Annotated in this window: 19 protein-coding genes; 4 read left to right on the plus strand and 15 right to left on the minus strand. The window is 50.9% G+C overall.

What is annotated here, in order from left to right:
- Position 1: 1 nt before the first annotated feature.
- Both ACN0YN_RS04915 and ACN0YN_RS04920 read right to left on the minus strand, forming a co-directional pair.
- The gene (locus ACN0YN_RS04915; RefSeq protein ID WP_417383873.1) at positions 2-1,969 is read right to left on the minus strand and encodes an alpha-amylase family glycosyl hydrolase; all 1,968 of its coding nucleotides are present in this window, start codon (positions 1,967-1,969) and stop codon (positions 2-4) included.
- Positions 1,966-4,194, minus strand: coding sequence for an HAD-IIB family hydrolase (locus ACN0YN_RS04920; RefSeq protein ID WP_417383874.1), 2,229 nt, complete (start codon positions 4,192-4,194; stop codon positions 1,966-1,968). Before ACN0YN_RS04920 ends, ACN0YN_RS04915 begins: the two co-directional genes overlap by 4 nt.
- Positions 4,195-4,718: 524 nt before the next feature.
- On the opposite strand from ACN0YN_RS04920, the gene ACN0YN_RS04925 reads away from it, so the two are divergent.
- Positions 4,719-6,131, plus strand: a complete 1,413-nt coding sequence (locus ACN0YN_RS04925; protein ID WP_417383875.1) for a sigma-54 interaction domain-containing protein — start codon at positions 4,719-4,721, stop codon at positions 6,129-6,131.
- A gap of 22 nt (positions 6,132-6,153) precedes the next feature.
- Here ACN0YN_RS04925 and ACN0YN_RS04930 read toward each other — a convergent pair whose 3' ends face one another.
- The 3 genes from ACN0YN_RS04930 to ACN0YN_RS04940 form a co-directional block, all read right to left on the minus strand.
- Positions 6,154-6,891, minus strand: coding sequence for an SGNH/GDSL hydrolase family protein (locus ACN0YN_RS04930; RefSeq protein ID WP_417383876.1), 738 nt, complete (start codon positions 6,889-6,891; stop codon positions 6,154-6,156).
- Between the two features lie 500 nt (positions 6,892-7,391).
- Positions 7,392-7,703, minus strand: a complete 312-nt coding sequence (locus ACN0YN_RS04935) for a P-II family nitrogen regulator (RefSeq protein ID WP_417383877.1) — start codon at positions 7,701-7,703, stop codon at positions 7,392-7,394.
- 143 nt (positions 7,704-7,846) lie between these two features.
- A complete protein-coding gene (locus ACN0YN_RS04940; RefSeq protein WP_417383878.1) occupies positions 7,847-9,103 on the minus strand; it encodes a sodium-dependent bicarbonate transport family permease in 1,257 nt (418 codons plus the stop codon).
- Between the two features lie 553 nt (positions 9,104-9,656).
- On the opposite strand from ACN0YN_RS04940, the gene ACN0YN_RS04945 reads away from it, so the two are divergent.
- The 3 genes from ACN0YN_RS04945 to ACN0YN_RS04955 all read left to right on the plus strand — a co-directional run bounded on the left by ACN0YN_RS04945 (position 9,657) and on the right by ACN0YN_RS04955 (position 12,522).
- A complete protein-coding gene (locus ACN0YN_RS04945; RefSeq protein WP_417383879.1) occupies positions 9,657-10,103 on the plus strand; it encodes an SRPBCC family protein in 447 nt (148 codons plus the stop codon).
- 190 nt (positions 10,104-10,293) lie between these two features.
- Positions 10,294-11,043 carry a 3-keto-disaccharide hydrolase gene (locus ACN0YN_RS04950; RefSeq protein WP_417383880.1) on the plus strand — a complete coding sequence of 250 codons (750 nt, stop codon included), beginning with the start codon at positions 10,294-10,296 and terminating at the stop codon, positions 11,041-11,043.
- 138 nt (positions 11,044-11,181) lie between these two features.
- Positions 11,182-12,522: a PQQ-binding-like beta-propeller repeat protein gene (locus tag ACN0YN_RS04955; protein WP_417383881.1), complete on the plus strand. Its 1,341-nt coding sequence runs from the start codon at positions 11,182-11,184 to the stop codon at positions 12,520-12,522.
- Positions 12,523-12,526: 4 nt separating this feature from the next.
- Here the strand turns inward: ACN0YN_RS04955 and ACN0YN_RS04960 are convergent, their stop codons facing one another.
- The 10 genes from ACN0YN_RS04960 to ACN0YN_RS05005 all read right to left on the minus strand — a co-directional run bounded on the left by ACN0YN_RS04960 (position 12,527) and on the right by ACN0YN_RS05005 (position 22,878).
- Positions 12,527-13,315: a hypothetical protein gene (locus ACN0YN_RS04960; protein WP_417383882.1), complete on the minus strand. Its 789-nt coding sequence runs from the start codon at positions 13,313-13,315 to the stop codon at positions 12,527-12,529.
- A 94-nt stretch (positions 13,316-13,409) separates the two neighbouring features.
- Entirely contained in the window at positions 13,410-14,813 is a 1,404-nt protein-coding gene (gene rimK / locus ACN0YN_RS04965) for a 30S ribosomal protein S6--L-glutamate ligase (protein ID WP_417383883.1), read from the minus strand.
- Positions 14,814-14,896: 83 nt separating this feature from the next.
- On the minus strand, positions 14,897-15,346 hold the full coding sequence (locus tag ACN0YN_RS04970) for a GNAT family N-acetyltransferase (protein ID WP_417383884.1): 450 nt from the start codon (positions 15,344-15,346) through the stop codon (positions 14,897-14,899).
- 813 nt (positions 15,347-16,159) lie between these two features.
- Positions 16,160-17,500 (minus strand): PQQ-binding-like beta-propeller repeat protein, encoded by a 1,341-nt coding sequence (locus ACN0YN_RS04975; protein ID WP_417383885.1) that lies wholly within the window; start codon positions 17,498-17,500, stop codon positions 16,160-16,162.
- Positions 17,493-17,918, minus strand: a complete 426-nt coding sequence (locus ACN0YN_RS04980; RefSeq protein WP_417383886.1) for an RrF2 family transcriptional regulator — start codon at positions 17,916-17,918, stop codon at positions 17,493-17,495. The genes ACN0YN_RS04975 and ACN0YN_RS04980 overlap by 8 nt, the downstream gene beginning before the upstream one ends.
- Positions 17,919-17,991: 73 nt before the next feature.
- Positions 17,992-18,792 carry a tetratricopeptide repeat protein gene (locus tag ACN0YN_RS04985; RefSeq protein WP_417383887.1) on the minus strand — a complete coding sequence of 267 codons (801 nt, stop codon included), beginning with the start codon at positions 18,790-18,792 and terminating at the stop codon, positions 17,992-17,994.
- A gap of 112 nt (positions 18,793-18,904) precedes the next feature.
- Positions 18,905-20,563 carry a DUF4198 domain-containing protein gene (locus tag ACN0YN_RS04990; RefSeq protein WP_417383888.1) on the minus strand — a complete coding sequence of 553 codons (1,659 nt, stop codon included), beginning with the start codon at positions 20,561-20,563 and terminating at the stop codon, positions 18,905-18,907.
- A 37-nt stretch (positions 20,564-20,600) separates the two neighbouring features.
- A complete protein-coding gene (locus tag ACN0YN_RS04995) occupies positions 20,601-21,383 on the minus strand; it encodes a DUF3386 family protein (protein ID WP_417383889.1) in 783 nt (260 codons plus the stop codon).
- Positions 21,384-21,424: 41 nt separating this feature from the next.
- Entirely contained in the window at positions 21,425-21,883 is a 459-nt protein-coding gene (locus ACN0YN_RS05000; RefSeq protein ID WP_417383890.1) for a hypothetical protein, read from the minus strand.
- A gap of 107 nt (positions 21,884-21,990) precedes the next feature.
- Positions 21,991-22,878, minus strand: coding sequence for a DUF1559 domain-containing protein (locus tag ACN0YN_RS05005; protein ID WP_417383891.1), 888 nt, complete (start codon positions 22,876-22,878; stop codon positions 21,991-21,993).
- Positions 22,879-22,924: the final 46 nt, after the last annotated feature.

The following is a 22,924-nucleotide window of genomic DNA, read 5'->3' on the forward strand; positions in this document are numbered from 1 at the left end:
ATTAAACGCGGTTCAGCCAGAGAATCTGGTACGGGGCCAGAACCAGTTGCTCTGATGTGGCGTAAGTTTTGTCGTCAATGACATTCAGGAAAAATCGTCCGAGCCCTGCAGTACGGAGTTTGTTGCCTTCGATCTCCTGCGTTTCGTCAGAGAAATTCGCGAGCACGATCAGGCGATTGCCTTCGTAGAGGCGAACGTATCCGAGAATGTGCTCATTGGCTGTGGCGATGAGTTCCATGTCCTGCCCTGCGAGCGCAGGCAGAGATTTTCGTAGCGCGATGAGTTTCTGTGTCGATCGAAAAATGGTAGAGCGAATCGAACCGTTGCCTGACTGGATGTGGTCGTCCAGTTCTTCAAGAAACTTCCATTGCATTTTGGGACGATGAATCCAGCGGGAGTCGCCAGCTTTCGCGGGGTCTTTCACGAAATCGTAATCGTTCAACATGCCCCACTCTTCTCCGAGATAGAGGAGCGGAATTCCGCCGATACTCAGGGAAACACCGTGCAGCAGCAGCATGCGGCGCAGCGCCAGTTCCTTTTTCTCTTCATTGTCTTCTTCGATCGCCTGTTCAAGCCCGGCGAGAGATGCCATGGTCCCGGAAATCCGCATGTCGCCGGTCTCATGGTTTTCCTGAAACGGGACGCCGCGCGCGAAGGAGCCGGGAAACTGACCTGTATAGAAATCGTTGAGGAACTTACGATGGTCGTAGGCGTTGATGCCGATCGCCTGGGCGTCCGCGTCATCAAAGGTCCAGCCGATATCGTCGTGACAGCGCAGGTAGTTTACCCAGGCCGTGTTTTTGGGGAGTTTGTAGCGATGTCTGAGTGTCTGAACGAGCAATGAGACATTTCTTGTCGCCAGCGATTCCCAGAGCAGCGCCATCAGTGTCGGGTTATAAGAAATCTGACACTCGTGTTCGCTGATATATTTCACGACATCGTCGGGGTGCACGATGGCTTCGGATTTGAACAACAGGCCGGGGGTTGCAATGCGTGCCAGGCGGTTGAAGGCCTGGATCAGTGTGTGAGCCTGGGGCAGGTTTTCGCAGTTCGTGCCCATCTGTTTCCAGATGAAGGCGACGGCGTCGAGCCGCAGAATATCGATGCCGGTATTGGCGATGAAAAACATTTCATCGAGCATGGCGCGAAAGACGGCGGGATTCGTGTAGTTCAGGTCCCACTGGAAACTGTTAAATGAGGTCCAGACCCACTGTTGCATTCCGTCGTGCCAGGTGAAGTTTCCGCGGCGGACCGTGGGAAAGATTTCACGCAGTGTGCGCTCGTATTGTTCGGGTTTTTCCCGATCGGGGAAAATATAATAGTATTCCTGGAACTCACGATTGCCGGATTGAGCCAGTTTGGCCCACTCGTGATCGTCGGAGGTGTGATTGAAGACAAAGTCAAGTACGAGTGAGATCCCTGCTTCGCGCAGGTCTGCTGCCAGCAGGCGGAGATCGTCGATGGTTCCCAGACGCGGGTCGACAGAACGATAGGTACTGATCGCGTAGCCGCCGTCATTGTTGCCGGGGCGGACTGCAAACAGAGGCATTAAGTGCAGATAGGTGAGCCCCAGGTTTTTGAAGTAGCCTACCTGCTCACGGAGTTTGCTGAGATTTTCCCCGAACAGGTCCACATACAGGGCGCCCCCGCTGATGCGTTCTGACTGAAACCAGTTGGGTTCATTGATGCGATGGCGGTCGAGGGCGCAGAGATCGTCCGGACGATCTGCCCAGCCACGGGCCGCGGTCAGCAGTACCTGTTCGATATGATAAAAGAAGTCGTACCGGGAACTGTAGAGCTCAAACAGCAGTCCAAACAGGGGCCGCCAGTGCTCAGTCAGTCTCAATTCAAATTCATGTTTTTTGACATCATCGATCTGGCTGGTTCGCCAGACTTCCTGCAACTGAGGCTGCAGGCGCTGCAGTGTCAGATCCGCTTTGAAGTCAATCTCATCCTGCGCGGTGCTCATTCGATCCGATCGTTGGGAATAGTAATCTTGTCTAAGAAGTTGTAATACCTGATGCCTTCGAGAATACCCGCCGCGTGGGAAGCCTCTGCGAAATAAACGCGTGGCCGATTGCGGAGTCGTTCGAGCTCTTCACTGTGGTTTCCGACAACTACACCCAGTGTGCGACCCAGCAGCATGCCGGCGTCATTGCCGGAATCACCGGAAACGAGGACATGTTCCGGGGCGAACCCCCATTTCCAGAGTACGTGTCTCATGGAAAGATCACTTCCCCCCCGCACCGGGATGATATCCAGATACATACCCAGTGACATAATAACCTTAGCACGTAATCCGGCCTCCCGAAGAATTTTTTTGATGGTTGTGATACTGGGGCTGACACTGGTGTCGATTTCATAACTGATTTTAAATTCAGACTGATGTTCTTCGATCTGCGGATAAAAACCGGGCTGCATATCGAGGACATCTCGAATCTGCTGCGGTTTCCAGGCATAATCGATGGATTTACGCCAGCTGAGGTCTGGAGTCAGGTTTTCGCCGTAGTGTAACTGTGTTCCTGCGTCGGTGTCGATGAGATCCGGTTGAGGGAGTCCCAGCTCTTTAATCAGTTCCATCGCAGAATCGAGTCGACGACCGGTGGCGATGCCGAAGCCGATGTGGTCATTCTCGCGAATCAGCTCAATAAATTCTTTAAGAGCTTCATCATCACCGGTCAGTGTATTGTCCAGATCGGTGATTATCAACCGGTCAAATTCAGGGAGTCGCCGTGTGGTGGATTTCTCTGCCAGATCAGCCAATACGGGAGCGGGTGAATGCTCCAGAATATCATCCAGATCGCGCAGATAACGTTCTGCATGATGATGCCAGGAATAATGCTCGCGGGTTCCTTTGATGCCGTTATCAGACCATTCCGTCCACTGCTCGGGTTCGGTTAATGTGCGGAGCAATGCGTGTTCGATAGCCGATTTATCCAGCGGGTCCACAAGCAGACCGTTTTTGCAGTTGGCAATAATATCGCGGGGTCCGCCGTCATTGGTCGCGACAATTGGTAAGCCGGTAGCGCCCGCTTCGAGCAGTGTCAGCCCGAACGGTTCAGTAAGCGCTGGATTGATGAAGACCCCTTTCAGTGAGGTCGCCAGGCGATACAGTTCGGGAACGTCATCTGGTTTATGGGTTTTGGGATACGCGACTTTTCCGTAAAGGTTATAACGGTCGATCAGGTACAGAACGTGATTGATAATTCTGCGCTGCGCCTTGGGAAGGTCGCGCATATCGTCGCGTGTGCCCATGACCAGCACGAGATTGGCGAGTTCCTGCAGTTGTTCGCTTTCTCCATAGACACGGACCAGCATTTCCAGGTTTTTTCGCTCATCAGGGCGGGCCATGGTGAGAATCATGGGCTTGTCTGGTTCCTGTAAAAAGCAGTTGAGATCAGCTGCAATTTTAGGCGTGGTCCAGTCTTTCTTCGCCGGTGAAAAATTGGTGAGGTCAACGCCAGGCGGAATGACTTCCATGCGGGCGGGCTGGTAATGGTCGTAAAGTTCGTACTGTTGCTGAACTTCCTGATTGGTGCTGGTCACAACCATGGACGCTGTTTCCAGAGCCAGTTCCTCTGCTTCGATCCGCGAAGTGAATTTGTATTTGCTCTCCAGTCTTTCGACCGCCTGGTTCTCTTCATTGCCCAGCGAGAGACGCTGTCGTTTAACGCGGCCCAGTGAGTGACCGGTAAAGACGTAGGGAATATGTAACAGGCGAGCCAGTTGGGCGCCGGCGACTCCTGCATCGGCGTAGTGGCCGTGGATGATGTCTGGCAGACCGGTGCGGCGGAAATGCTGCAGTGTCTGATCGATAAAGAGTTCGAGGTAAGGCCAGAGCGATTCTTTCCGCAGGTAGCGTTTGGGGCCAAAGGGGATGCGGACGATCTTGGCATTTTCAGAAAGTTGTTCCTCAACCTGGGCATAATCGTCGTCCACTTTAGGATCGATGATCTGCCGGGTGAGCAGTTCAACTTCACGTACATGAGAATGTGCGGCAAGCTCACGGGCAAGTTCGAGTACATATTTGACCTGACCTCCAGTGTCGGCGTCGCGACCCAGCTCGCAGTCATGTCCCCGAATCAGTCCGTGCAGACTGATCAGGGTGATTTTGAGATCGCCGCGTTTGTTTCGGGTCAGCCTGGCGGTGCTGGTCTCCGCTTGTGACGAGTTCTTTAACACATTTCGGGCCATTAGATTGAGTCCTGTTTGTTCAAAATCAGTGAGTGAATATTGGGATTGACGAATACATCCGGGATGACATTTGTATTCGTGGGGACGGGGCGAGACGTTATGTGAGTGCGTAGAATTAGTTTGCGGATCGTTTGAAAACCAGCTACCAGCGGTTCTCTCAGCGGCTTCACATTGCACGCTGAGTGATCACATTGGTGGCTCAACGACCGACAACTGGCTTTTCTGATTCCTGAACGGGAGTTACAACAAGTCCTGTTAATCGAATTTCTCCTGAATAGTTCATCCTCGAGCCAATGTTCTGCCTGTTAAGGGTAGCAAAGGTCATGCCAATTTCCGGTTCAGACAAAAAGTATAAATGAGACATGAATGGCTCAAAATATGTGACAGGCTTGTCTCATATGTGCCCAGGTTGATAGAATGGGAAGCTGGTGTCGCATTCGGAGATTCCCGATCTGAGCCGAATTTTCCGGTTTCAGATCTAATGCGCTCTATGAATCTCTACGGATGTCTTCCCGGGAGGTGAGATGCAAAAACCATTGATTGTCTGTTGTCTGCAGAGCCGCAGTTCCAAAGGAGCGCTGCAGTCGCTGGATTGTGATCTGATTCGATTGACAGTTGCAGATCAGTTACTGACGACCGAGTTCCCACGACCTCCCCGGCTGTTCGTCATTCAGACTGTTCCCCATGATCATGATGCGACGCGGGCGGTGATACTTTCGCTGCGGAGTCAATGGCCACTGACGGATGTACTGGTCTGGGCGCCTCAGGCGGAAGGGGCCACCGTGCGCACTTATTTTCAGGCAGGTGCTCAAGATGTTGTTTTGAATCGCCAGGAGTCGAAGCTGGCGGAAGTTATTGAATCGACACTGCAGAATCAGAAGTTTCTGCCGCGAATGCATGACTTGAGTCGTCAGCGGAGTAAAGGCGCGCGATTTGAATCCATGTTGAGCCGCAGTAGTGAGATGTGGGATCTGTTTGAACTCTGCACGCGTGTGGCACCAACTGATGCTACCGTGTTGATTGTCGGCGAGACCGGCACAGGGAAGGAACTGCTGGCGCGGGCCGTACATCGACGCTCCGGACGCGAAGGACGATTTGTGGCGGCGAACTGTGCGAGCATCCCCCCTGACCTGATCAATTCCGAATTATTCGGTCATGAGAAGGGCGCGTTTACGGGAGCGGATCGTGCCAAGAAGGGACTGGTGATGCATGCGAATAAAGGGACCCTGTTCCTGGACGAGATCGGCGACATGCCTCCTGAGGCGCAGCAGTGTCTGTTGCGGATGCTGCAGGAAAAGCGGATTCGACCGGTGGGCAGCCAGGTAGAGCTGGAGATTGACGTGCGGATCGTGGCGGCGACGAATGTTCTGCTGGATGAAGCCGTACGTGAGGGGAACTTTCGCGAAGATCTGTTTTACCGCCTGGATGTGATTCGCGTCAATGTGCCACCCTTGCGTCAGCGCCCGGAAGATGTGTTTCTGCTGTTCGGTCACTTCACGAAACGACTGGCGAAACATTATGGATTAGAACCGCCGACTTTTACTGACAGTTTTTTGGATGCGCTGCTGGAGTATGAATGGCCGGGAAACGTACGTCAGCTGGAAAACTTCAGCGAGCGACTGGTGCTGGAACGTACGCAGTCAGCCTTGACGTCACACGATTTCGACAAGCTGCGGAATACGAATCTGGTTGAGACATCTCAGACGCAGGAGCACAAGAAGCAGGCGGTGTGGAGAAAGAGTGTCGACCCGGCCCGATCGTTGCAGGAGAATCTGGATCCGGTGATTGAAGAACTGGAACGGGAGTATCTGCAGGCCAAGCTCAAACAGCATGCAGGCCGAGTGGCTGAGACCGCCGAGGAAGCAGGCATCAGCCGACGGACACTGCTCAGGAAGATGAAGCAGTATGGGATTGATAAGCAGAAATTCAAGTCGTGAGAGATACGATTTCACTCAGCGGTTATCTGATTTGAATCGCTTTCAGAATCGCGTCGGCAATGGCCTGCATCCCCTGATCACCAGGATGGGCGGCGACACCGGCGTGCTGGAAATCGCGTTCCGAACGGGCATAGTTCTTTTCGTCTTTACCAAGGCGACTGATATCGACAAAAGTCCCGCCAGTGTTCTGACAGGCCTGGCGTAATGCTTCGTCTTTCAGCTTGTTTGACCAGAAGCTGCTGCGCACGATGATCGTCGGATGATTGTCCTTTTGCAGTTGCTTGAGTAATTGTTCTACGCTGGCCTGAAACTTCCCCTGCTCCTCTGCTGTTTTGAGTTGGGGGACGTTTTCTCCTATCGCGAGTATCACCAGATCAGGCTGAAACGCGAAAGCATCCTGCAACTGTTCTTTCAGATTGTAAGTTGCATATTGCCGTTCAAAGGCGGCGATGTTTTTTACCATTGTTTGAGGCTTGTTCCCACTCGATTTGGTGAGCGAGTCGGTGACGATGTGGACGTAATCCCTGTCGAGACTGCTGGCTGCCATGCCCCAGTTGCCTTCCCAGCCAATTTTCTTTGAAGGTCCATGCAGGGTGATGCTGTTACCCAGAAACAGGATTTTCTTAAACGCAGGGGCGGGTTGAGGTTTGTCTGCACTAACCAGTCTGTCGGAAAAGCCGCAGGCTGATATTACGGCGAATACAATTACGATCCGCAGGAATGTTACGGGTGAAGCTGAATTTATCTTTGTCTGTTGCATTGGAATGGACTCTTTATATTTCTGAGGTTGGTACTTCACATTCCAACCGGGATTACTGGCAGGAGATTCACCGGAAACTGACCTTCGGCAGCTATTTCTCCCCGGGTCTTCAAACAGAGGTTGGCAACCAGTTTGACACCATCGCACACATGTTATTTCCTTCGCGTCCCTGGTGTCATTCATCAGCTCAATTGGAATTTTCTTTCAAGAAAACAGAAACACATGGTACTCTTCAAAAGAGCCTTATATCAAGGGAGCGGATGAGTTTAACTCGAGAGGGAGGGCTGTTTGGGAGACTGCAGCGAGTGCAAAAAAGAAAATAAAGCTCGTCCCGTGAGGTGCATAGAATAAAAGCGGGCCGGAGGTGATTACAGGAATGCGCAGTTGCCAGTCATCCATCATGTCAGCTACCCGCCAAAGTAAGCACATGAAGGTGACTGGCAAACTACGCTAAACCCTGTTTCTTAAAGTTCTGAGTGTCCTGTATTCCAACTCGTTGATCAGGCAATAAATTTTGCCGGTTCGCGAACACGAACGGTTTCCAGGTACGCGGTGACTGCGTGGGTTTCAAACCTTGGCTGACGACAGTAATCGACAATGGAATCTGCAATCTCTTCTGTTGTGATGATTTCGATGCGTGTCTGTGAGTGGCCGATGAATGGCTCGTCGTAGACCTGATGGTGCCCCTGCCCCCAGCAGTTCATGCAGGTGAAGCCTTTGATCCCCAGTTCGCGGAAATGGTTTAACATTTCCTGTTCAAAATGCGTTTCGGTTATGACAATCACTTTTGTCAGTTCTATCGTTGTTTTCATATGACCAATTCCTGTGTGTTCTTGACGGACCCGGGATAAATTGAATGCAACCGCAAGAAATTATTTCAATCCATTTAAGCACTATAGAAGACTGGATTACTCTGGCTGGCTCAGTACAGGGCAGCCAGCCAGAGCGAATCCGCTTATCCTACTGGGAACGAATTCATAACCAGTTGAGCAATCAACATGTATAAGGGGATGCCAATGGTCACGTTGTACGTAAATGTGAGTCCGAGCGAGGCTGCCAGTGGAAGCGTGGGACTGGCTTCCGGTATGGCCAGTCTCTGCACAGCGGGGACAGCAATATAAGAAGCTGCTGCACACAGGACAGCAAACAGGGCATAGGTTCCCAGGTCAAAATGCTCTCCGAGAACCATACTGTAGGCGTGGGCAACCAGGATTCCAAAGATGGCAAACAGGTTTGGTGCCGCGACACCAAAAATAATGAATCGCCAGCCGGCTGTTTTGAGGTCCTTTAAGCGGCGGCAGGCGGTGATTCCCATTTCCAGCAGGAAGAGGCATAACATCCCATGGAAAATATTGACGAACAGGTTGTCATCCACATTAGTGACCGCTTTTCCCTGCAGTCGTCCCAGGAATCCAATCACAATACCACCAAACAGCAGATACAGACCGGGGTTCAGAAAGACTTCGTGTAACAGTTCTTTACTGAAGATAGGTTTTTTCTCTTCATCGAGTTCTGCTGCCAGTTCGCGATGCGTCTCAGTTTGAACTTTATCTGCCACTGCAGTGGTTGCTGGCGCGTGTGTGGTGTGTGCCTGCGGCTGGCTGAGCGGCTGACCTTCCGTATTGAGGGCGACTTCCCCTCCGTCTGATCCTTCCATGGCCAATGCGCTGCGATGAACAGGCTGATATCCGGCTTCGCCAGGCATGTTTCCCTGAGGGTCCATCCCTTTCTGACGTAAACGCGATACCAGGTAAAGCGCGACCAGGCAGCCCGGAATTTCCATGACTGCCAGCAGAACTGGCATATAAGCAGCGTAGGCAATTTTGGCTGCAGTGACGACACCCAGGCAGGTCACGAAAGTACCTGCTGAATCAGATCCATAGAAGCCGGCGACCGTTGCGGCGTCTACCTCTCGTAGTTTCGTGGTCCGCTTTAAAGTATGGTAGGCCAGGATACCAATCAACAGATTCGTGAAAAAACCAATCACCATGAATCCGAGCGCCTGACCAAACTCTGCCAGTGATAACGATGCCAGCTCTTCCCCACCATGCCAGCCGATTGCAACCAGCAGATAGAGGGTTAATCCCTGGTAGACGGCTTTGGGGAATTCGAAAGGTACTTTGAGGATCGGAATCAGGAATCCCATATAGAAGAACAGCAGCAACGGCTTGAAAAGGTTGTGCGCAAAATTGTGTAGGAATTCTTCTAGCATAGGTTAGATTCCAAAGGCAGGTTTAAACGGCGTCTGTTGCCGAATGACAGGGGGGAATGCAAAACTCATTTCACATTTTTGTACGAATTCAGTACGCGCATGGAATGAACGAAGCCTACTATGGCAATTTGCATACCAGACAAAAATGAGTTGAAAAAAAACTGTGTCAAAACCCTGTTTTCCTGCGATTTCAGGCTGATATACAGATAGAAATATCTGGTTTTGAGTTCTCAAAAATTTGATGACAAATCTGCAAGACCATGCAAGGGCATGCAATATGTTGCGTTGAAAGTGCAAGATATTGCATGGTGAACGTTGCCGATTGCAGTCTGCAAAAATTTGCAATTCTGCATTTGGGAAGTCATTTTATGACTGATGAATCTATACAGAAACTTTTCAGGCAAGGATCGGAAGGCTGTCTGCAGAATTCCATTTGCAGCATCATTTTTTTTTTAAACTGTTGTCGAAACGGATGGTTCCTGATCGACTACATGATGTTACCTGCTGATAAATACTTAATGATCAGAATTACTCTCAGAAAAGGAATGAAGCCATGTCCAACAATACCGTCCGACTGCATCGCGTTCTGCGAACAACACCTGAAAAAATCTACCGCGCCTTTCTGGAAGAAGATGCTATGGCACGCTGGCTTCCCCCCGACGGATTTACTGCCAGAGTTCACGAGATGGATCCTCAGGTGGGAGGTGGTTATAAAATGTCTTTTACGAATTTTACCACGGGGAACGGCCACTCCTTTGGGGGCACTTATCTCGAACTCGTCCCCCACACCCGCATTTGTTATACGTCAAAATTTGACGACTCGAATCTGCCGGGAGAAATGAAAACAACCGTCGATTTGAAACAGGTTTCCTGTGGGACGGAGATTAATATCGTGCAGGAAGGTATTCCGGAAGTGATTCCCACAGAGGCCTGCTACCTGGGCTGGCAGGACTCGCTGATTCATCTGGCAAAGCTGGTCGAGCCGGAAATTCCCGATTAATTAATGTGGCTGGAAAACTGATTGGGGGTTGTTTCAATTTGAGATTTCGAAAATTCCTGCTGTTTTTCACGGACACATTGTATTTCCCCTCTGTCCCAATTAGAGTAATTACTTAGGAAGGTTACTGAATCTTCGACTGGTCTCAATAAATGCGCTGTTGAGCAACAGCGGGCATCAAGAGGAACAAACAATGAATCCAACGTCGTTTATTAAACAAAGTCTTTTTTCCCTGTTGGCTGTTGCCCTGCTGGGAAGTTCCGCTGGTCTTGCCGGGGATAAAAAGGAAGCGGAGAAGCTGAATCAGCCTCCGGAAGGTTTTATCGCGCTCTTCAACGGGAAAGATCTCTCTGGCTGGATTGGAATGAACTACCATCAGGTCAAAGGTAAAAGCCCGGTGGCTGTCAAGAACATGCCGGAAGCCGAGCGGGAAGCGTTGTTAAAGAAGAACTGGGAAGATGTGCTGGAGCACTGGTCAGTGGAAGATGGCGAGCTGGTCAATGACGGGCATGGTGTTTACCTGACCACAGCCGAAGATTATGGCGATTTCGAGCTGCTGCTTGATTACAAAACCGTCGCGAAAGCCGACAGTGGGATCTATCTGCGTGGCGTACCTCAGGTGCAGATCTGGGATACCACAAAAGAAGGTGGCAAATGGGATCGCAAAGCCAACCTGGGTTCAGGAGGATTGTTTAATAATAAAGGCGAAGGTAAATACCCCCTCGTGCATGCAGATAAACCTTTTGGTGAATGGAATCATTTCCGGATTATCATGAAGGGGGACAAGGTCACCGTTTACATGAATGATAAACTCGTGGTAGACAACAAAAAGATGGATAACTATTATGAGAAGGACGATCCGATTTATGAAACGGGTCCGATTCAGCTGCAGACACATGGCGGTGAGATCCGCTTCAAGAATGTCTTTCTGAAAAAACTATAAGCAGATCAGAAAACGGATTCTGGAATCACACTCACTCTGCCGCTGAAGCAGAGTGAGTGCCATCCGGCTGGGATGCCGGTTGTTCATTCCGAAATTCGCTTTTGATATTACTCAAGTCGGTCACGGAGGAGTTTAAGTATGGTTCGCATGTCACACAGATGGTTCCTGCTGGGAATACTGCTGGTAGCCGGCTGTACGAAAACGACTCCTGTTGAAGAAATCTCTGTGAAGACAAGTGGTGTCTCTTTAAAAGACACCAACCTGCCTGATCTGTCGCATGTCTGGCCGGGCTGGCGTGGTCCGGATCGAAATGGTCACGTCCCTGATCAGCCACTGCCGACCGAGTGGGGCGAGACCAAAGATATTAAATGGCGAACGGATATCCCCGGTCGCGGCCATAGTTCCCCCGTCGTGACGGAAGACATGGTGGTGTTGGCCACTGCCGACGACCAGGATCAGGAACAGATGGTGATCGCATACGATCGCGCTGATGGTCAGGTGCGCTGGGAAACCGTACTGCATGAGGGGGGCTTCCCCGGTCCAGGCGAGTTGCATAAAAAAGGGACCAATGCCAACGGCACCGTCCTGTTTGACGGAGATCGGATTTACGCAGTCTTCCTGAACTCGGGAAAAATCATTGCGACGGCTTTAGATCTGGATGGCAAGAAAGTCTGGAAGAAGGAACTGGGAGCATTTAATTCGAAGTTCGGCTATGCCCCTTCCCCCCTGCTCTACAAATCGTATGTGATTATTGCGGCTGACAATCGAGGCGGCGGTTACCTGGCGGCGCTCGACCGCAAAACGGGAGAGATTGCCTGGCGTGTTGCACGTCCTGCCGTCAGCACGTATTCGAGTCCCGTCGTGGCGCATGTGGGAGGCCGGGACCAACTGCTGATCAGTGGTTGCGATCGTGTCGCCAGCTATGATCCAGCGACCGGTAAAGAAATCTGGAATACCCCCTGTCTGGCCGAAGCGACGTGTGGCACGATTGTGACCACTGCCGATAAGATCTTTGCCAGCGGAGGCTACCCCAAACGGGAAACCGTCTGTCTGTCCGCGGATGGAAAACTGCTGTGGTCAAACGACACCAAAATTTATGAGCCCTCCATGCTGGTGCACGGCGGGCAATTGTATGGTGTGACCGATGACGGAATCGCGTACTGCTGGTCAATCGACTCGGGAGACGTGCTCTGGCGAAACCGTCTGCGGGGTTCTTTCAGTGGTTCCCCGATTCTGTGTAACGGTCTGATCTATGTTGCGAACCTGTCGGGTGAAACCTTCGTATTTGAAGCGAGCCCGGACGGGTATAAAGAGGTCGCGTTCAACAAGCTGGGAGACGACTGTTATGCCAGCCCGGCTGTGGTGGACAGCGAGATCTTTCTTCGGGTCGGCAAACAGGTTAATGGCAAACGGCAGGAACAACTGGTCTGTATCGCAGCTGAAACAACAGAGAACCCGACCGAAAAACCAACCAAGTAACCGGTCAGGGCTTTTTCGCTGTGAGTGGTTCATCCGCATTCAATTCTTTCAGCCACTCAGGTTCGAGAAACTCCTGAATCGAATCCTGACTGGTTATATTACGGCCGCGATTATTTTTGTCAGTCCAAAATTCAAAAAACAGGGTACGGAGCTCGGGGTCGGTGATTTGGAATTTTTCCAGTTTCTCCTGAGCTTCCAGCCATTTGAATCGTGCATCGAAGGCTTCTTCTCCGAACATCATTGAACGAATGCCACCTCCGCCTTGAGTGAGATAGAGGTGCTTTTCAAATTTCCAGCATTCCAGGAAGATGAGCAGCATCTCTTTGAGAGCGCCATTCTTTAATTCCCTTTGCAGTTGTTTCTGCCTTTGTTCCAGTCGTTTTCGCTCTGCTGCTTTGAGGTCAGAACGCTTCAGTTGATTTTCGATTTCTTCGAGTTCACTTTGAGTTAATTTATCGATTTCCTGACAATCTTTAATCATCGATTCGTCTCTGGAGTAGTAGGCAATTGCGGCGGCGATTTCTTTTTCTGTCGGTTTGAATTTCGCCTGGTGCTCCTGGTGATACTCTTCGAATACTGGATATCCGAAAAGAATTTGCAGTGTTGCGTTTAATTCAATATTTTGATTTGTATAAAGCTGATCACGATAGACCGGCTTTCCCAGACAAACGCCGATTTGTTCGCGCGGGGGTGTCTCTGTTTTCTGCTCTGCGAGAACAGTGATCTGCAGCAGAGACAGAGAAACCAGGAACAGCAGTGATCTAAACCAACGCGGGATCGCTGTCTTTTGCATGGAATCGGCTCCAGAGAAACTGAGTACTCCTGCTAAATCAGATGAACACTGCACTATTTTAGCTGAGGAAAGACAATTCGCCGAGAGCAGTTTGTCATTTATGGCGTTTCCCGCTGAGTTCCCGCTTCCATTCCAGCTTTTTCTCGATCGCGGCGATCATCATGCCGGCGATATCTTTCCCGGTTGCGGCTTCGATGCCTTCCAGGCCGGGTGAAGAATTGACTTCCAGTAACAGAGGTCCGTTTTTAGAGCGGATGATGTCGACGCCGGCGATCATCAGTCCCAGAACCTTGGCGGCTTTGACTGCCAGGCGGCGTTCACTGGGAGTGATCTTCACTACCGAGGCGGTGCCCCCCTGATGCAGGTTGGCGCGGAATTCACCGGGGGCGGCTTCGCGTTGGATGGATGCGACAACTTTACCATCGATGACGAAACAGCGCAGGTCCTTGCCGTCGGCTTCTTTGACGAACTCCTGCACCAGCAGGTTGGCGCGGAGGGCCTTGAACGCGTTGATCACCGACTCCGCCGCTTTGCGGGTTTCCGCGAGCACGACGCCCCGCCCTTGTGAACCTTCCAGCAGTTTGACGATCAGCGGTGCGCCGCCGACCATTTCGATCAGGTCGTTGGTATCGATGGGGGAATTGGCGAAGCCGGTCGTGGGAATGTTGATGCCGCTTTTGAGCATCAGTTGCAGGGAATAGAGTTTGTCGCGGGACTGGGTAATTGCAGTCGAGTTATTTACCGTGAGGACGCTCATGCTTTCAAATTGTCGGGCGAGTGCACAGCCGTAATAAGTGATACTGGGGCGGATGCGGGTGATGACGGCGTCGAGATCGTCCAGAATGGAACCACCGCGGTAATGGGCTTCGGGCTCGACGGCGTCAAGTTTCATGTAGCACTGCTTAATATCCAGGAATTCCATTTCATGGCCGCGCTCTTCCCCTGCTTCCAGGATACGCTGATTACTGTAAAGTTCCTGGTTGCTGGCGAGCAGCGCGATTTTCAAACCACTGCGGGCCTGTTCGCGTTTGCCGTAATACTGATTGAGGGTGTCGCCGTTGACTTGGCCCATGCAGAAACTGATGGCCGGATCCACGAGCATGCGGCCACTCATGGCTTCGCGTCCGAGCAGCATGCGATAGCCCATCGAGTCGCGGTTGGCTAATGTCAGTTCGATTTCCCAGGCCTGATCACCGATTTTGAGAGTGGCCAGGATAACGTAGCGGGTCTCTGAGATGCCGCTGGAACTTTTAACGACCCGTTTATCGACTATCGGACGTTCGCAGCGAACCACAATCCGGCGGTTGTTCTGCAGCGGATGGACTTCGAAGCTGACCCAGGTCTCCCCCTGCCTGCGGAATTTCTGTACGTTGAAGGCATGGATTGATGATGTCTTGGCACCCGAGTCAACGCGGGCCTTGATGGCCGGCAGACCGAGGTCGGGGAAGGCACACCATTCTTCACTGCCAATGATCTGCTTGGAAGGATTCTCTTTCATGGGACTCTGTATTCTTTCTGAGTGAACTCAGTTTAAGTGGGTAGGAAAATGCGGGACTGTATGGGGAGCTCAGACAATCTGACTCAGGGAGTAAAATGGTAGACCAGGAACTGTTCATCCTGCTTCCAGCCAGCAGAGAGATAGAGGGCTTGCGCGGTTTGATTCGTGATTTCCGTGGCCAGTGAGAGCCGGACAGCGTTGACGTTGCGAGCATAGTCAACTGCTGCTGTGAGGAGCTGGGATGCAATGCCCTGCCGTCGTTCTGCAGGGGCCACGAACAGATCATTCAGAATGAAGGTTCGGGCCAGTGAGACTGACGAAAATGAAGGATAGAGCTGTGTAAAGCCAACCGGGGTATCACCAGTAGATGCGAGAAACAGTACAGATTCTCCGTGGTTGAAACGGTTCAACAGGAACTCCCGGGCAGCGTTAATGTCGCTGGTGCGACCATAGAACTGACGATAGCTGTCAAATAGCGGCGCAATAGTATCGAGATCGGAGAGAACGGCCTGCCTGATAGTGATGGAATTCATATCCTGAATCCTGTTTCTAGAGCGCTTGACATCTTGCACAGAGAATCAGGCACAAATATGCCTGGTTCAAGTGCCCCCTGGAAGCGTTACAGTAAAGCTGGACAGGGCTTAAGGCGTCCAGGTGGAATCGAAGCTTGAGGACAGTGCGTAAAGTAGTCTCTGATTTACTCATTGTCCACGACCTGAGTCAAAGTATTTCGGGGTTTTCATTGGGGACACTGAAAACTGTTCGTCGGTTGTAGAAATACTACTGTGCTGGTGCAAAATACTGCCAGATTTTCATCTACGAACGAGAATGAAGCATCGGGTAGAATCCTGCTGGATCAGTTTCAATCCAGGACCGCAGGAAGGGGGCGTTCCCCGTAGTCTGATTTGATGTCAGAAACAGGTACCAGGAGGAGGTTAAGATGGTGATGTCATTTTCGGTAAAGTCAACAACAGGTCAAGAGCAGGCATGTGGCGACAGGAGGCGATATAGTGTTGATATAGTGGTGATCTGTGCTGATATGGGAACGATACCGGGGCAATGTCTGCCGATGTGTGTCGATCCGCAGTTGAATTCACTGACCGTTTGTCAGAGAGGAAAACAAAAACAAGGGATGCCCAGTGGAAAAGTCGAGAAATGGGTTCAGGCCCTCGTGATAAGCAGTTCTTACAAAAGTTGACACGCGCGCGACGCAGTTTGCGAAGTATCGCAAGGCGCTTGGTGCCGTCAACGGCAATAGTGAGCAGTTAAGATTAATCAGGTGTCAAAAAAATCCCCTCTGAATATTTCAGAGGGGATTGGAATTCTGGATGAATATTGTGAATGGATTATTTACCCTGGGCTTCAATACAGTAGAGTTCTGTGCCCGTTCGGATCAGCAGGGCCTGATCGACGGCGGCTACGCCGTAAACGGTTGGTCCCAGTTGAGAGTAGCCACCTCTGCCTCCCCTCCCTTCCGGGGAACTTTCTTTGGCTGCTGGTTTTTTCGGTTCGTCAGCAAAGAGTTCGTTGGAGGCCAGCTGTTTGAATTCGGGGCCGGGCTGGATGACGTCGGTAACCCCTTTTTTCGTGAAGAAATAGATCTTGTCGCCCGCGGCGAGCGGCGAACTCCAGCAGGGGCCGGAAAGTCGTTCTGCATAGAGCTGCTTGCCGGATTTCAGGTCCAGACAGTAGACGGCGCCGACTTTATTGACGAAGTAGGCACAGCCTTCATAGGCAAGAGGCGTGCAGTAGTAGGAGACGGCTTTTTCCGCTTTCCAGAGGATTTCATAGGAGGGTTTTCCGTCTTTGGTAACCAGTTTCAGACAGCAGTTGGATTCACTGGCATTGGCTCCATCCGGGTTCCGGCGATCAGTGGCAGCACCGATCAGAATATAGTCTTCGAATACAGAAGCAGAAGGAATGGTGTTGCCGCTGATGCCGGACAGGGTCCAGAGCAGTTCGCCGGTGAGTCCCTGGTAACCTGTGACCGTCCCTTTGGCGCTGACGATGATTTCCGGTGTGCCGGCACGGTCGGCAACGACGGGGGAAGTCCAGGCAACGCCTTCTTCGCGATCGGTTTTCCAGAGATTCTTACCAGTCTTTTTATCGAGTGAGAGCAGATAGGAGGGGCCATCGTGGGCCGTCAAAACAATCAGCTGGTCTTTCGTCTGTGCGAGAGAATTACCGATCCCATGATTACTGACAAAGGGACCGTAATCTTTCACCAGGGAACGCTGCCAGAGAGTTTCGCCTGCATGGGAACAGGCAATGACGTCGCCACTTTCAAAGAAGGCATAGATCCCCTGCTCGTCTACAGCGGGAGTGGGGGCAGCACGGGAGACCATGGACGATGTTTTTTTAGTCTGGCTGGCCGGGTATTCTTTGCTCCAGAGCAGTTTGCCGTCGGCAAGCCCGTAGGCATGGATGAAGCATTTTTCCTGCTGCGGGCCTTCAATGGAGGTCACAAAAATACTGTCTTTCCAGACGACGGGGGAAGACTGACCATAACCGGGCACCGTCTGCTTCCAGCGGATTCCCTGAGCAGGAGACCAGTTTAAAGGCAGGTTAGCAGCGGTGGAAATGTTTGAACCCGTGCCACGAAATCCGGTCCAGGTGTCTGCAGCCTGGGTAGAGGCCGTATTCAGCAGGACGACAAAAGAGAAACAGAGGAAGAGTTTGTTAGACACAGTCGGGTACCTCGGTCGATGGTTGATTTGTATTGTTGAAGATGTCTGCCAGCGATGTCTGTTCGAGACTGGTTTCTACCAGAGAAAATGTATGATTCAGATGTTGATCTAGCTGACGGATTTCACTGGAAGTATCATTACGATGTTGAGAGAGTTCACGTTGAAAACCCGCTTTGACTGACTTGATCACATCCAGTAACGAGATTTCGTTGGGAGAGGGAATCAGAGCGTAGCCGCCATTCTGTCCCCGTTGTGAGCGGATCAGGCCGGTCCGATTCAGCTCCAGCATGATTTTAGGGAGATAGGCATGGGGGACATCAGCGGCCTGAGACAGTTGATCTCGCGTCATGTAATCGGGGAAACGATATGCCAGACAGGTCATGGCTCGCAGGGCGTAAGCTTCGGTTTGAGAAATCATATTAATGACTCATAGCGGGTCGATATTGAAAACAGTTCTGAATTCGAACAGCCGTCAGCGGGCTGTGAGCAGGTCACCGTTTCAGAAATTTATAGGGACTGGGGATACTGTCCGGCAGCGGATTACGGTTGTTGGGGGTATCCGTTGATGGCAGTTGTTGCAGGAGGCTCAGGCAGTAGTCGCGTCGATTGTGGTCTTCCACTTCCGTGAAAATGTCAATCAGTTTATTCAGGCAACTGGAGCATTGAATCTGCTTGAGTTCGGCTCGACTGATTTCCCGGGCCGTCTTCCAGGCCTCCTGTATCTCACCTGATTGAACGAGAATATTACTCAGAGCCATGCGGTAGTGGCGATTCTCCGGGTCGAGTGAAACTGCTTTGCGAAGTACGCCTGCGGTCTGTTGATAGGGATACTTCAGTTTCTCCATGAAGTAAGCCATGCCCAGCAGGGAGTCTCCACATTCGGGATCCTGCGCGACTGCTTTCCTGCAGGCGGACAGTGCCAGATAAGTAAGATCAGAGTATCGATCGAGATAAGCAGCAATAGCCGATAGCAGTCGATCGGGGATATCATCGCGTTGCAGTAAAATTGCAAACACAGAACTTCCCAGAGCAGTTTTACCGGTTTCCAGATAATTTTTCGCCAGGACATACTGTCCGGAAGCAGACAGGGGAATCAGAGTGGTTGCCGTTTCCAGTGAGTGGATGGAAACATGGTGCCAGCTCAAAGAGTCTTCAATTAATCCTTTGAGTTCCCATGCTTTACCGGAATCAGGCTGTGTTTCTAACAAGCTTGAGAGCCATTCAAGAGCCTGGAATTGCAGACCCTGTCGAAACAGACCGATTGCTTTCTGCAGTGTGATTTGAGGATCCATCTCGCACTCTCCGGTAAAGAATCTGTTTATCAAAAAAGAGGAGAGACAAGAGCTCCCGGAAATGGGGCGTGTCCAGAGCAGAGCTCTTGTCTCTTCATACGGAAAGCAATTGCTAGTTCAGTTTGACCTGCTCGATGGTTTTGAGGTGTCCTTTACGGGAGGCACCGCCGATGGCGAGCAGACCACCATTACCGTCAGGCAGAAGTCGATGGAAAAAGCGTGGTGTGGCCAGGGTGCCTGCTTTTTTCCAGTTGTTATTTTCCTGGTCCAGCTGGAATACGCCACCATCCATACCGCTGAAGTACAGGTTGCCATCAATACTCCAGGCGGTGGTTCCGAAGCCATTCATGGTGCTGCCTGGCAGTTCGGGACCTTTGGTCCATTTTCCTGTTTCAGGAGAATAGACGTCGACTTCATGACTGATGTCACCATCCGGGTCGATACCACCCATGGCATAGATTTTACCCTGGTGTGCAGCAGCAGAGAGTGCCCTGCGCTGGAAAGGTTGTTTGATGGTTTTCCACTCAGGCTTTTCCTGTGATGCATCGAGAACCAGCATGTCTTCCTGCCAGATCGATTCATCCCCTTTTCGCATGGTCCAGCCACCGACCACATACAGGTTATCGCCAAGGAAAACGGAGTCATGCGAAGAGCGGCCGGTCGGCATGGCAGTTACAGCTTCCCAGGCCTTTTTATCAGGAGAAAACCGTTCGACAGTCGGCAGTGATTCCATCAGGGAATCTTCGTCTTTCTTATTGTGAACAGAGAGTCCACCGACACGGTAGACGCTTTCTCCGTGAGGAGCCATTGCTAATCCCTGCAGCGGAGTTTTGAGGGGCAGTGATTCCCATTTGGTTGGTTGCTTGAGGTTCAGACGCTGGAAATTCTGTGAAAGATTCTCTGCACTGTGGGCGTGAGCACGACCGGTGTGACCGCTGTAAACATAGAGATAATCACCACTGACGGCTGCACCAAAGCTGGAAATTGCATCGGGCAGTTGTGGATATTTGCTGTCGGCTTCAGCTTTGGAAGCATCTGCCGTTTTGTTGTTTTCGGTAACAGCAACAAAGGGAAGAGTCAATGTAGAGTAGTGGCGTACGCTATCGTACTTGTCCCCTTTATGCTCGCCTTTTTTCTCTTCGACAAATTTTGCCCGGATCGAGTAAACACCTTCAGACAGTTTCAGCTGATGCTGTCCTTGAGCGTTAGTGGCAGCAGTGACTGTGGAATCACTGGTTTTGGGGCCGATGATTTTGAGTTCGACATCTGCCTGCGGTTTGCCCTGCCAGTTGACCTGCAGAGTGACTTCGTCCCCTTTGAGTGTGGGGACAATATCGAGTGGCAGTTGTTCGGTGCAGGAGATTTTATTCCAGACACGCTGACTTTTCTGAGGATAGGTTTTGGCATAATACTGCAGCAGGAACTGACTCTCTCCACGGGTGATGACACCATAGGTGTGGCTCAGGCCGTAAGCAGCACGCCCTGCCCCTTTGGGTTCCGGTGTGATGAACAGTGAGTCATCGCCGGCTGTGAGGGAGTAAGTATCCAGTTTGCCTTTGGCATTTTTCTCCCAGACTTTAATGCCGCTCAGTGGTTTGAGCAGATCAGGATCATCTGGTTCTGCTGCTTCACCGAAATACAACTGAACCTTAGCGGCGTTGTTCTTTCCTTCTACTTGTGGAAGGAGCCAGAGAAAATGTGCAGATGCCTGGTTTGTGATTGACGCAGCCAGCAGACAGACGAGAGCTGCAGTCCATTGAAACGTTTTCATATTGATGCTCTTTTATGCTAGTGGGAAGAATCGAAAATTACTTTGAATCAGTCTGTGAGAGTGATTCGGGAGTTGTTAAACGATGGTTTGTTAAGTTGATTGAGCCGACATTCCGCTCAAAGTTTTCACCCGTTTCAACGGTCAGCATGCTGGAAGGCAGATCGAAATTTCCGATACGGGTGAATGCAAATGTGTTGCTGCGGTTTCCCGTGATGGCTCCTGATTTGGGATCGCGATAGATTACTGACGTATCCCGGGGTAGTACTTCATTTTCTTTCGTGCGCCAGACATCCAGTGTGGAAATGGTGAACCAGGATTTGTCAGAACGTCGATGGACTTCGGTCATGACATCACCCTGCAGGCGAAAGGAAACGTTCTTGCCATCTATGTTGACCAGTCGGCCCAATGGGTGATTCACTTCATCGTCGGCAAACGTCGCTGGAATCGGATTCTGCTTGCGGTATTTACGATGACCGATGACGGAATTCAGTTTAGGCAGACTCCACTCGGACAGCGAATTGTCTTCCAGAGTGAGCTTCAATTTGAATTCTTTGTCAGCCGTCAGATTGCCTGTCGTGCTTTTTCCATTGTACTGGATCAGGACATCGGCTGTGAACCCGGGGAAATCCCGCCAGGTCGCGCGGGCTTCCCGGACCTTCTGGTAAAGTTCTGTGGCAGCTTCTTTGCCGGGATTGGAAACCAGCTTTGGTTGATCGCGGGCTGGAGACCACTGAATCGTGGAGGAAAGCGTGAACAGGACAATTAAGCCTGCCAGCCCCCATTGTTTCAGTTCTTTCTGAATCGGTTCATGAAGTTTCATGAAGGTTCTCCGCGGATGTTAAATGTTTTAGCGGCGACTGTTTATTTTGATTCAAGTTTAAACTCAAAGGAGTTTTGACCATCTCTTGAGACCATTGCAGTCAACTGACTATTTTTGTTGTAAATGTTGGGGATGTTGAGATCGAGTGGATTAGAAAGCATCTTTCCAGATTTAATTTCTGCCTTGATTTGGGTTAATTCTTCTAGCTCCGGAGTTCTGGGGACAATTTCGACTCGCGCCTTCCCGACAGGAGGTCCCCCTGATGCCGGGATCTGATAAATCCCATGTCGTATGATGCCAGAAGATTTAATTAGTCCTTCCGGTGTTTCAGAGATAAACAGGATTTTGGCACTGGAGAGTGGATCTCCATTATAGAGAACGGTTCCTGATACTTTGACGCGCTCCACTGAAGAATTTGAACTATCACTACAACTGAAGCCAACGCATACTAATGCTGCAAATAATAAAGCTGATTTAATTGATCTTTGATAATCAAACATAATAAGCATCTCTCTGCTCGCTCTAACAGAATGATCCATTCTGGACACGCTGGAATTCGGAGGTCAGTCAGACCTCCGGGATTAAAACAAAATCACATGAGATGTGTTTAGTATTCTCCAATGACTTCTCCACCAGCACGAGTGGCTAAAGCGTCTAGCGTGCCTGCGTCAATATTTTCGCTGACAAAACGTACGGAACCATCCGCCAGGACAAAATGAGCCCCACCAACATGATCGCTTCGCCAGAGTGAAATACCTGCTCCTGTTTTGGCATTGAATTGACCACCTGTATTACCTAAAGAGGCACCTGGATAGGCAGATGACCAGCGTGAATACCCCCAGCGTACTGTGCCAACTTTACTGGAATCACCACTGCAACTGCTCCATGTATAATCTTTTAAATTGTAGTTAAACTCTCCACCCATAATGGTGTTCGACATACCATCAGTAATATCACGGAATCGATAAACACGTGTGATATAAGGCGGCATGTAGCCGGTTCCCATTCCACCGCGTCCCTCAAACAAACCATCATCGCCTTGTTCATCGGTACCAGTTGAAAGTCCGTAGCTGGTAGGCCCCCCTTCTTCATCACAGATTTGAGTAGGAACCGCACGGCGAATTACCATTGAAGGGCAGAGGTAAACAGGTAGCGTTTTATTGATCGCTTCAAGATTTGATGGATCACTGTAGCCTAAGTCAAAGTCATAGATATTCTGGACATTTGCCTGATCTAGAAAAGGAAGGATCGCCACAAGTGGACTAACCAGATTCGGAAAACGAACTCCCAGGGGTAATGCTGTATGAGCGTCGTGATAATTGTGAATTGCCAGGCCGATTTGTTTAAGATTGTTTTTGCATTGACTCCGGCGGGCTGCTTCGCGTGCCTGCTGGACAGCGGGGAGGAGCAAGGCAATCAGAATGGCGATGATTGCGATGACGACGAGAAGTTCAATCAGTGTGAAGGCGCGTCTCTTGCGATAGCGGGATAGCATGGTCTCTCCTGATGTAGATAGCGATAGGTTTTACCAGTGTGATGAA

The sequence above is a fragment of the Gimesia sp. genome (assembly GCF_048260065.1).
In the GTDB taxonomy this organism is placed as follows: Bacteria; Planctomycetota; Planctomycetia; order Planctomycetales; family Planctomycetaceae; genus Gimesia.

Excerpts from the sequence above, each read along its gene's own strand:
- ACN0YN_RS04915 (WP_417383873.1), bottom strand. The coding sequence starts at position 1,969 with ATGAGCACCGCGCAGGATGAGATTGACTTCAAAGCGGATCTGACACTG.
- ACN0YN_RS04920 (WP_417383874.1), bottom strand. The coding sequence starts at position 4,194 with ATGGCCCGAAATGTGTTAAAGAACTCGTCACAAGCGGAGACCAGCACC.
- ACN0YN_RS04925 (WP_417383875.1), top strand. The coding sequence starts at position 4,719 with ATGCAAAAACCATTGATTGTCTGTTGTCTGCAGAGCCGCAGTTCCAAA.
- ACN0YN_RS04930 (WP_417383876.1), bottom strand. The coding sequence starts at position 6,891 with ATGCAACAGACAAAGATAAATTCAGCTTCACCCGTAACATTCCTGCGG.
- ACN0YN_RS04935 (WP_417383877.1), bottom strand. The coding sequence starts at position 7,703 with ATGAAAACAACGATAGAACTGACAAAAGTGATTGTCATAACCGAAACG.
- ACN0YN_RS04940 (WP_417383878.1), bottom strand. The coding sequence starts at position 9,103 with ATGCTAGAAGAATTCCTACACAATTTTGCGCACAACCTTTTCAAGCCG.
- ACN0YN_RS04945 (WP_417383879.1), top strand. The coding sequence starts at position 9,657 with ATGTCCAACAATACCGTCCGACTGCATCGCGTTCTGCGAACAACACCT.
- ACN0YN_RS04950 (WP_417383880.1), top strand. The coding sequence starts at position 10,294 with ATGAATCCAACGTCGTTTATTAAACAAAGTCTTTTTTCCCTGTTGGCT.
- ACN0YN_RS04955 (WP_417383881.1), top strand. The coding sequence starts at position 11,182 with ATGGTTCGCATGTCACACAGATGGTTCCTGCTGGGAATACTGCTGGTA.
- ACN0YN_RS04960 (WP_417383882.1), bottom strand. The coding sequence starts at position 13,315 with ATGCAAAAGACAGCGATCCCGCGTTGGTTTAGATCACTGCTGTTCCTG.
- rimK (WP_417383883.1), bottom strand. The coding sequence starts at position 14,813 with ATGAAAGAGAATCCTTCCAAGCAGATCATTGGCAGTGAAGAATGGTGT.
- ACN0YN_RS04970 (WP_417383884.1), bottom strand. The coding sequence starts at position 15,346 with ATGAATTCCATCACTATCAGGCAGGCCGTTCTCTCCGATCTCGATACT.
- ACN0YN_RS04980 (WP_417383886.1), bottom strand. The coding sequence starts at position 17,918 with ATGATTTCTCAAACCGAAGCTTACGCCCTGCGAGCCATGACCTGTCTG.
- ACN0YN_RS04985 (WP_417383887.1), bottom strand. The coding sequence starts at position 18,792 with ATGGATCCTCAAATCACACTGCAGAAAGCAATCGGTCTGTTTCGACAG.
- ACN0YN_RS04990 (WP_417383888.1), bottom strand. The coding sequence starts at position 20,563 with ATGAAAACGTTTCAATGGACTGCAGCTCTCGTCTGTCTGCTGGCTGCG.
- ACN0YN_RS04995 (WP_417383889.1), bottom strand. The coding sequence starts at position 21,383 with ATGAAACTTCATGAACCGATTCAGAAAGAACTGAAACAATGGGGGCTG.
- ACN0YN_RS05000 (WP_417383890.1), bottom strand. The coding sequence starts at position 21,883 with ATGTTTGATTATCAAAGATCAATTAAATCAGCTTTATTATTTGCAGCA.
- ACN0YN_RS05005 (WP_417383891.1), bottom strand. The coding sequence starts at position 22,878 with ATGCTATCCCGCTATCGCAAGAGACGCGCCTTCACACTGATTGAACTT.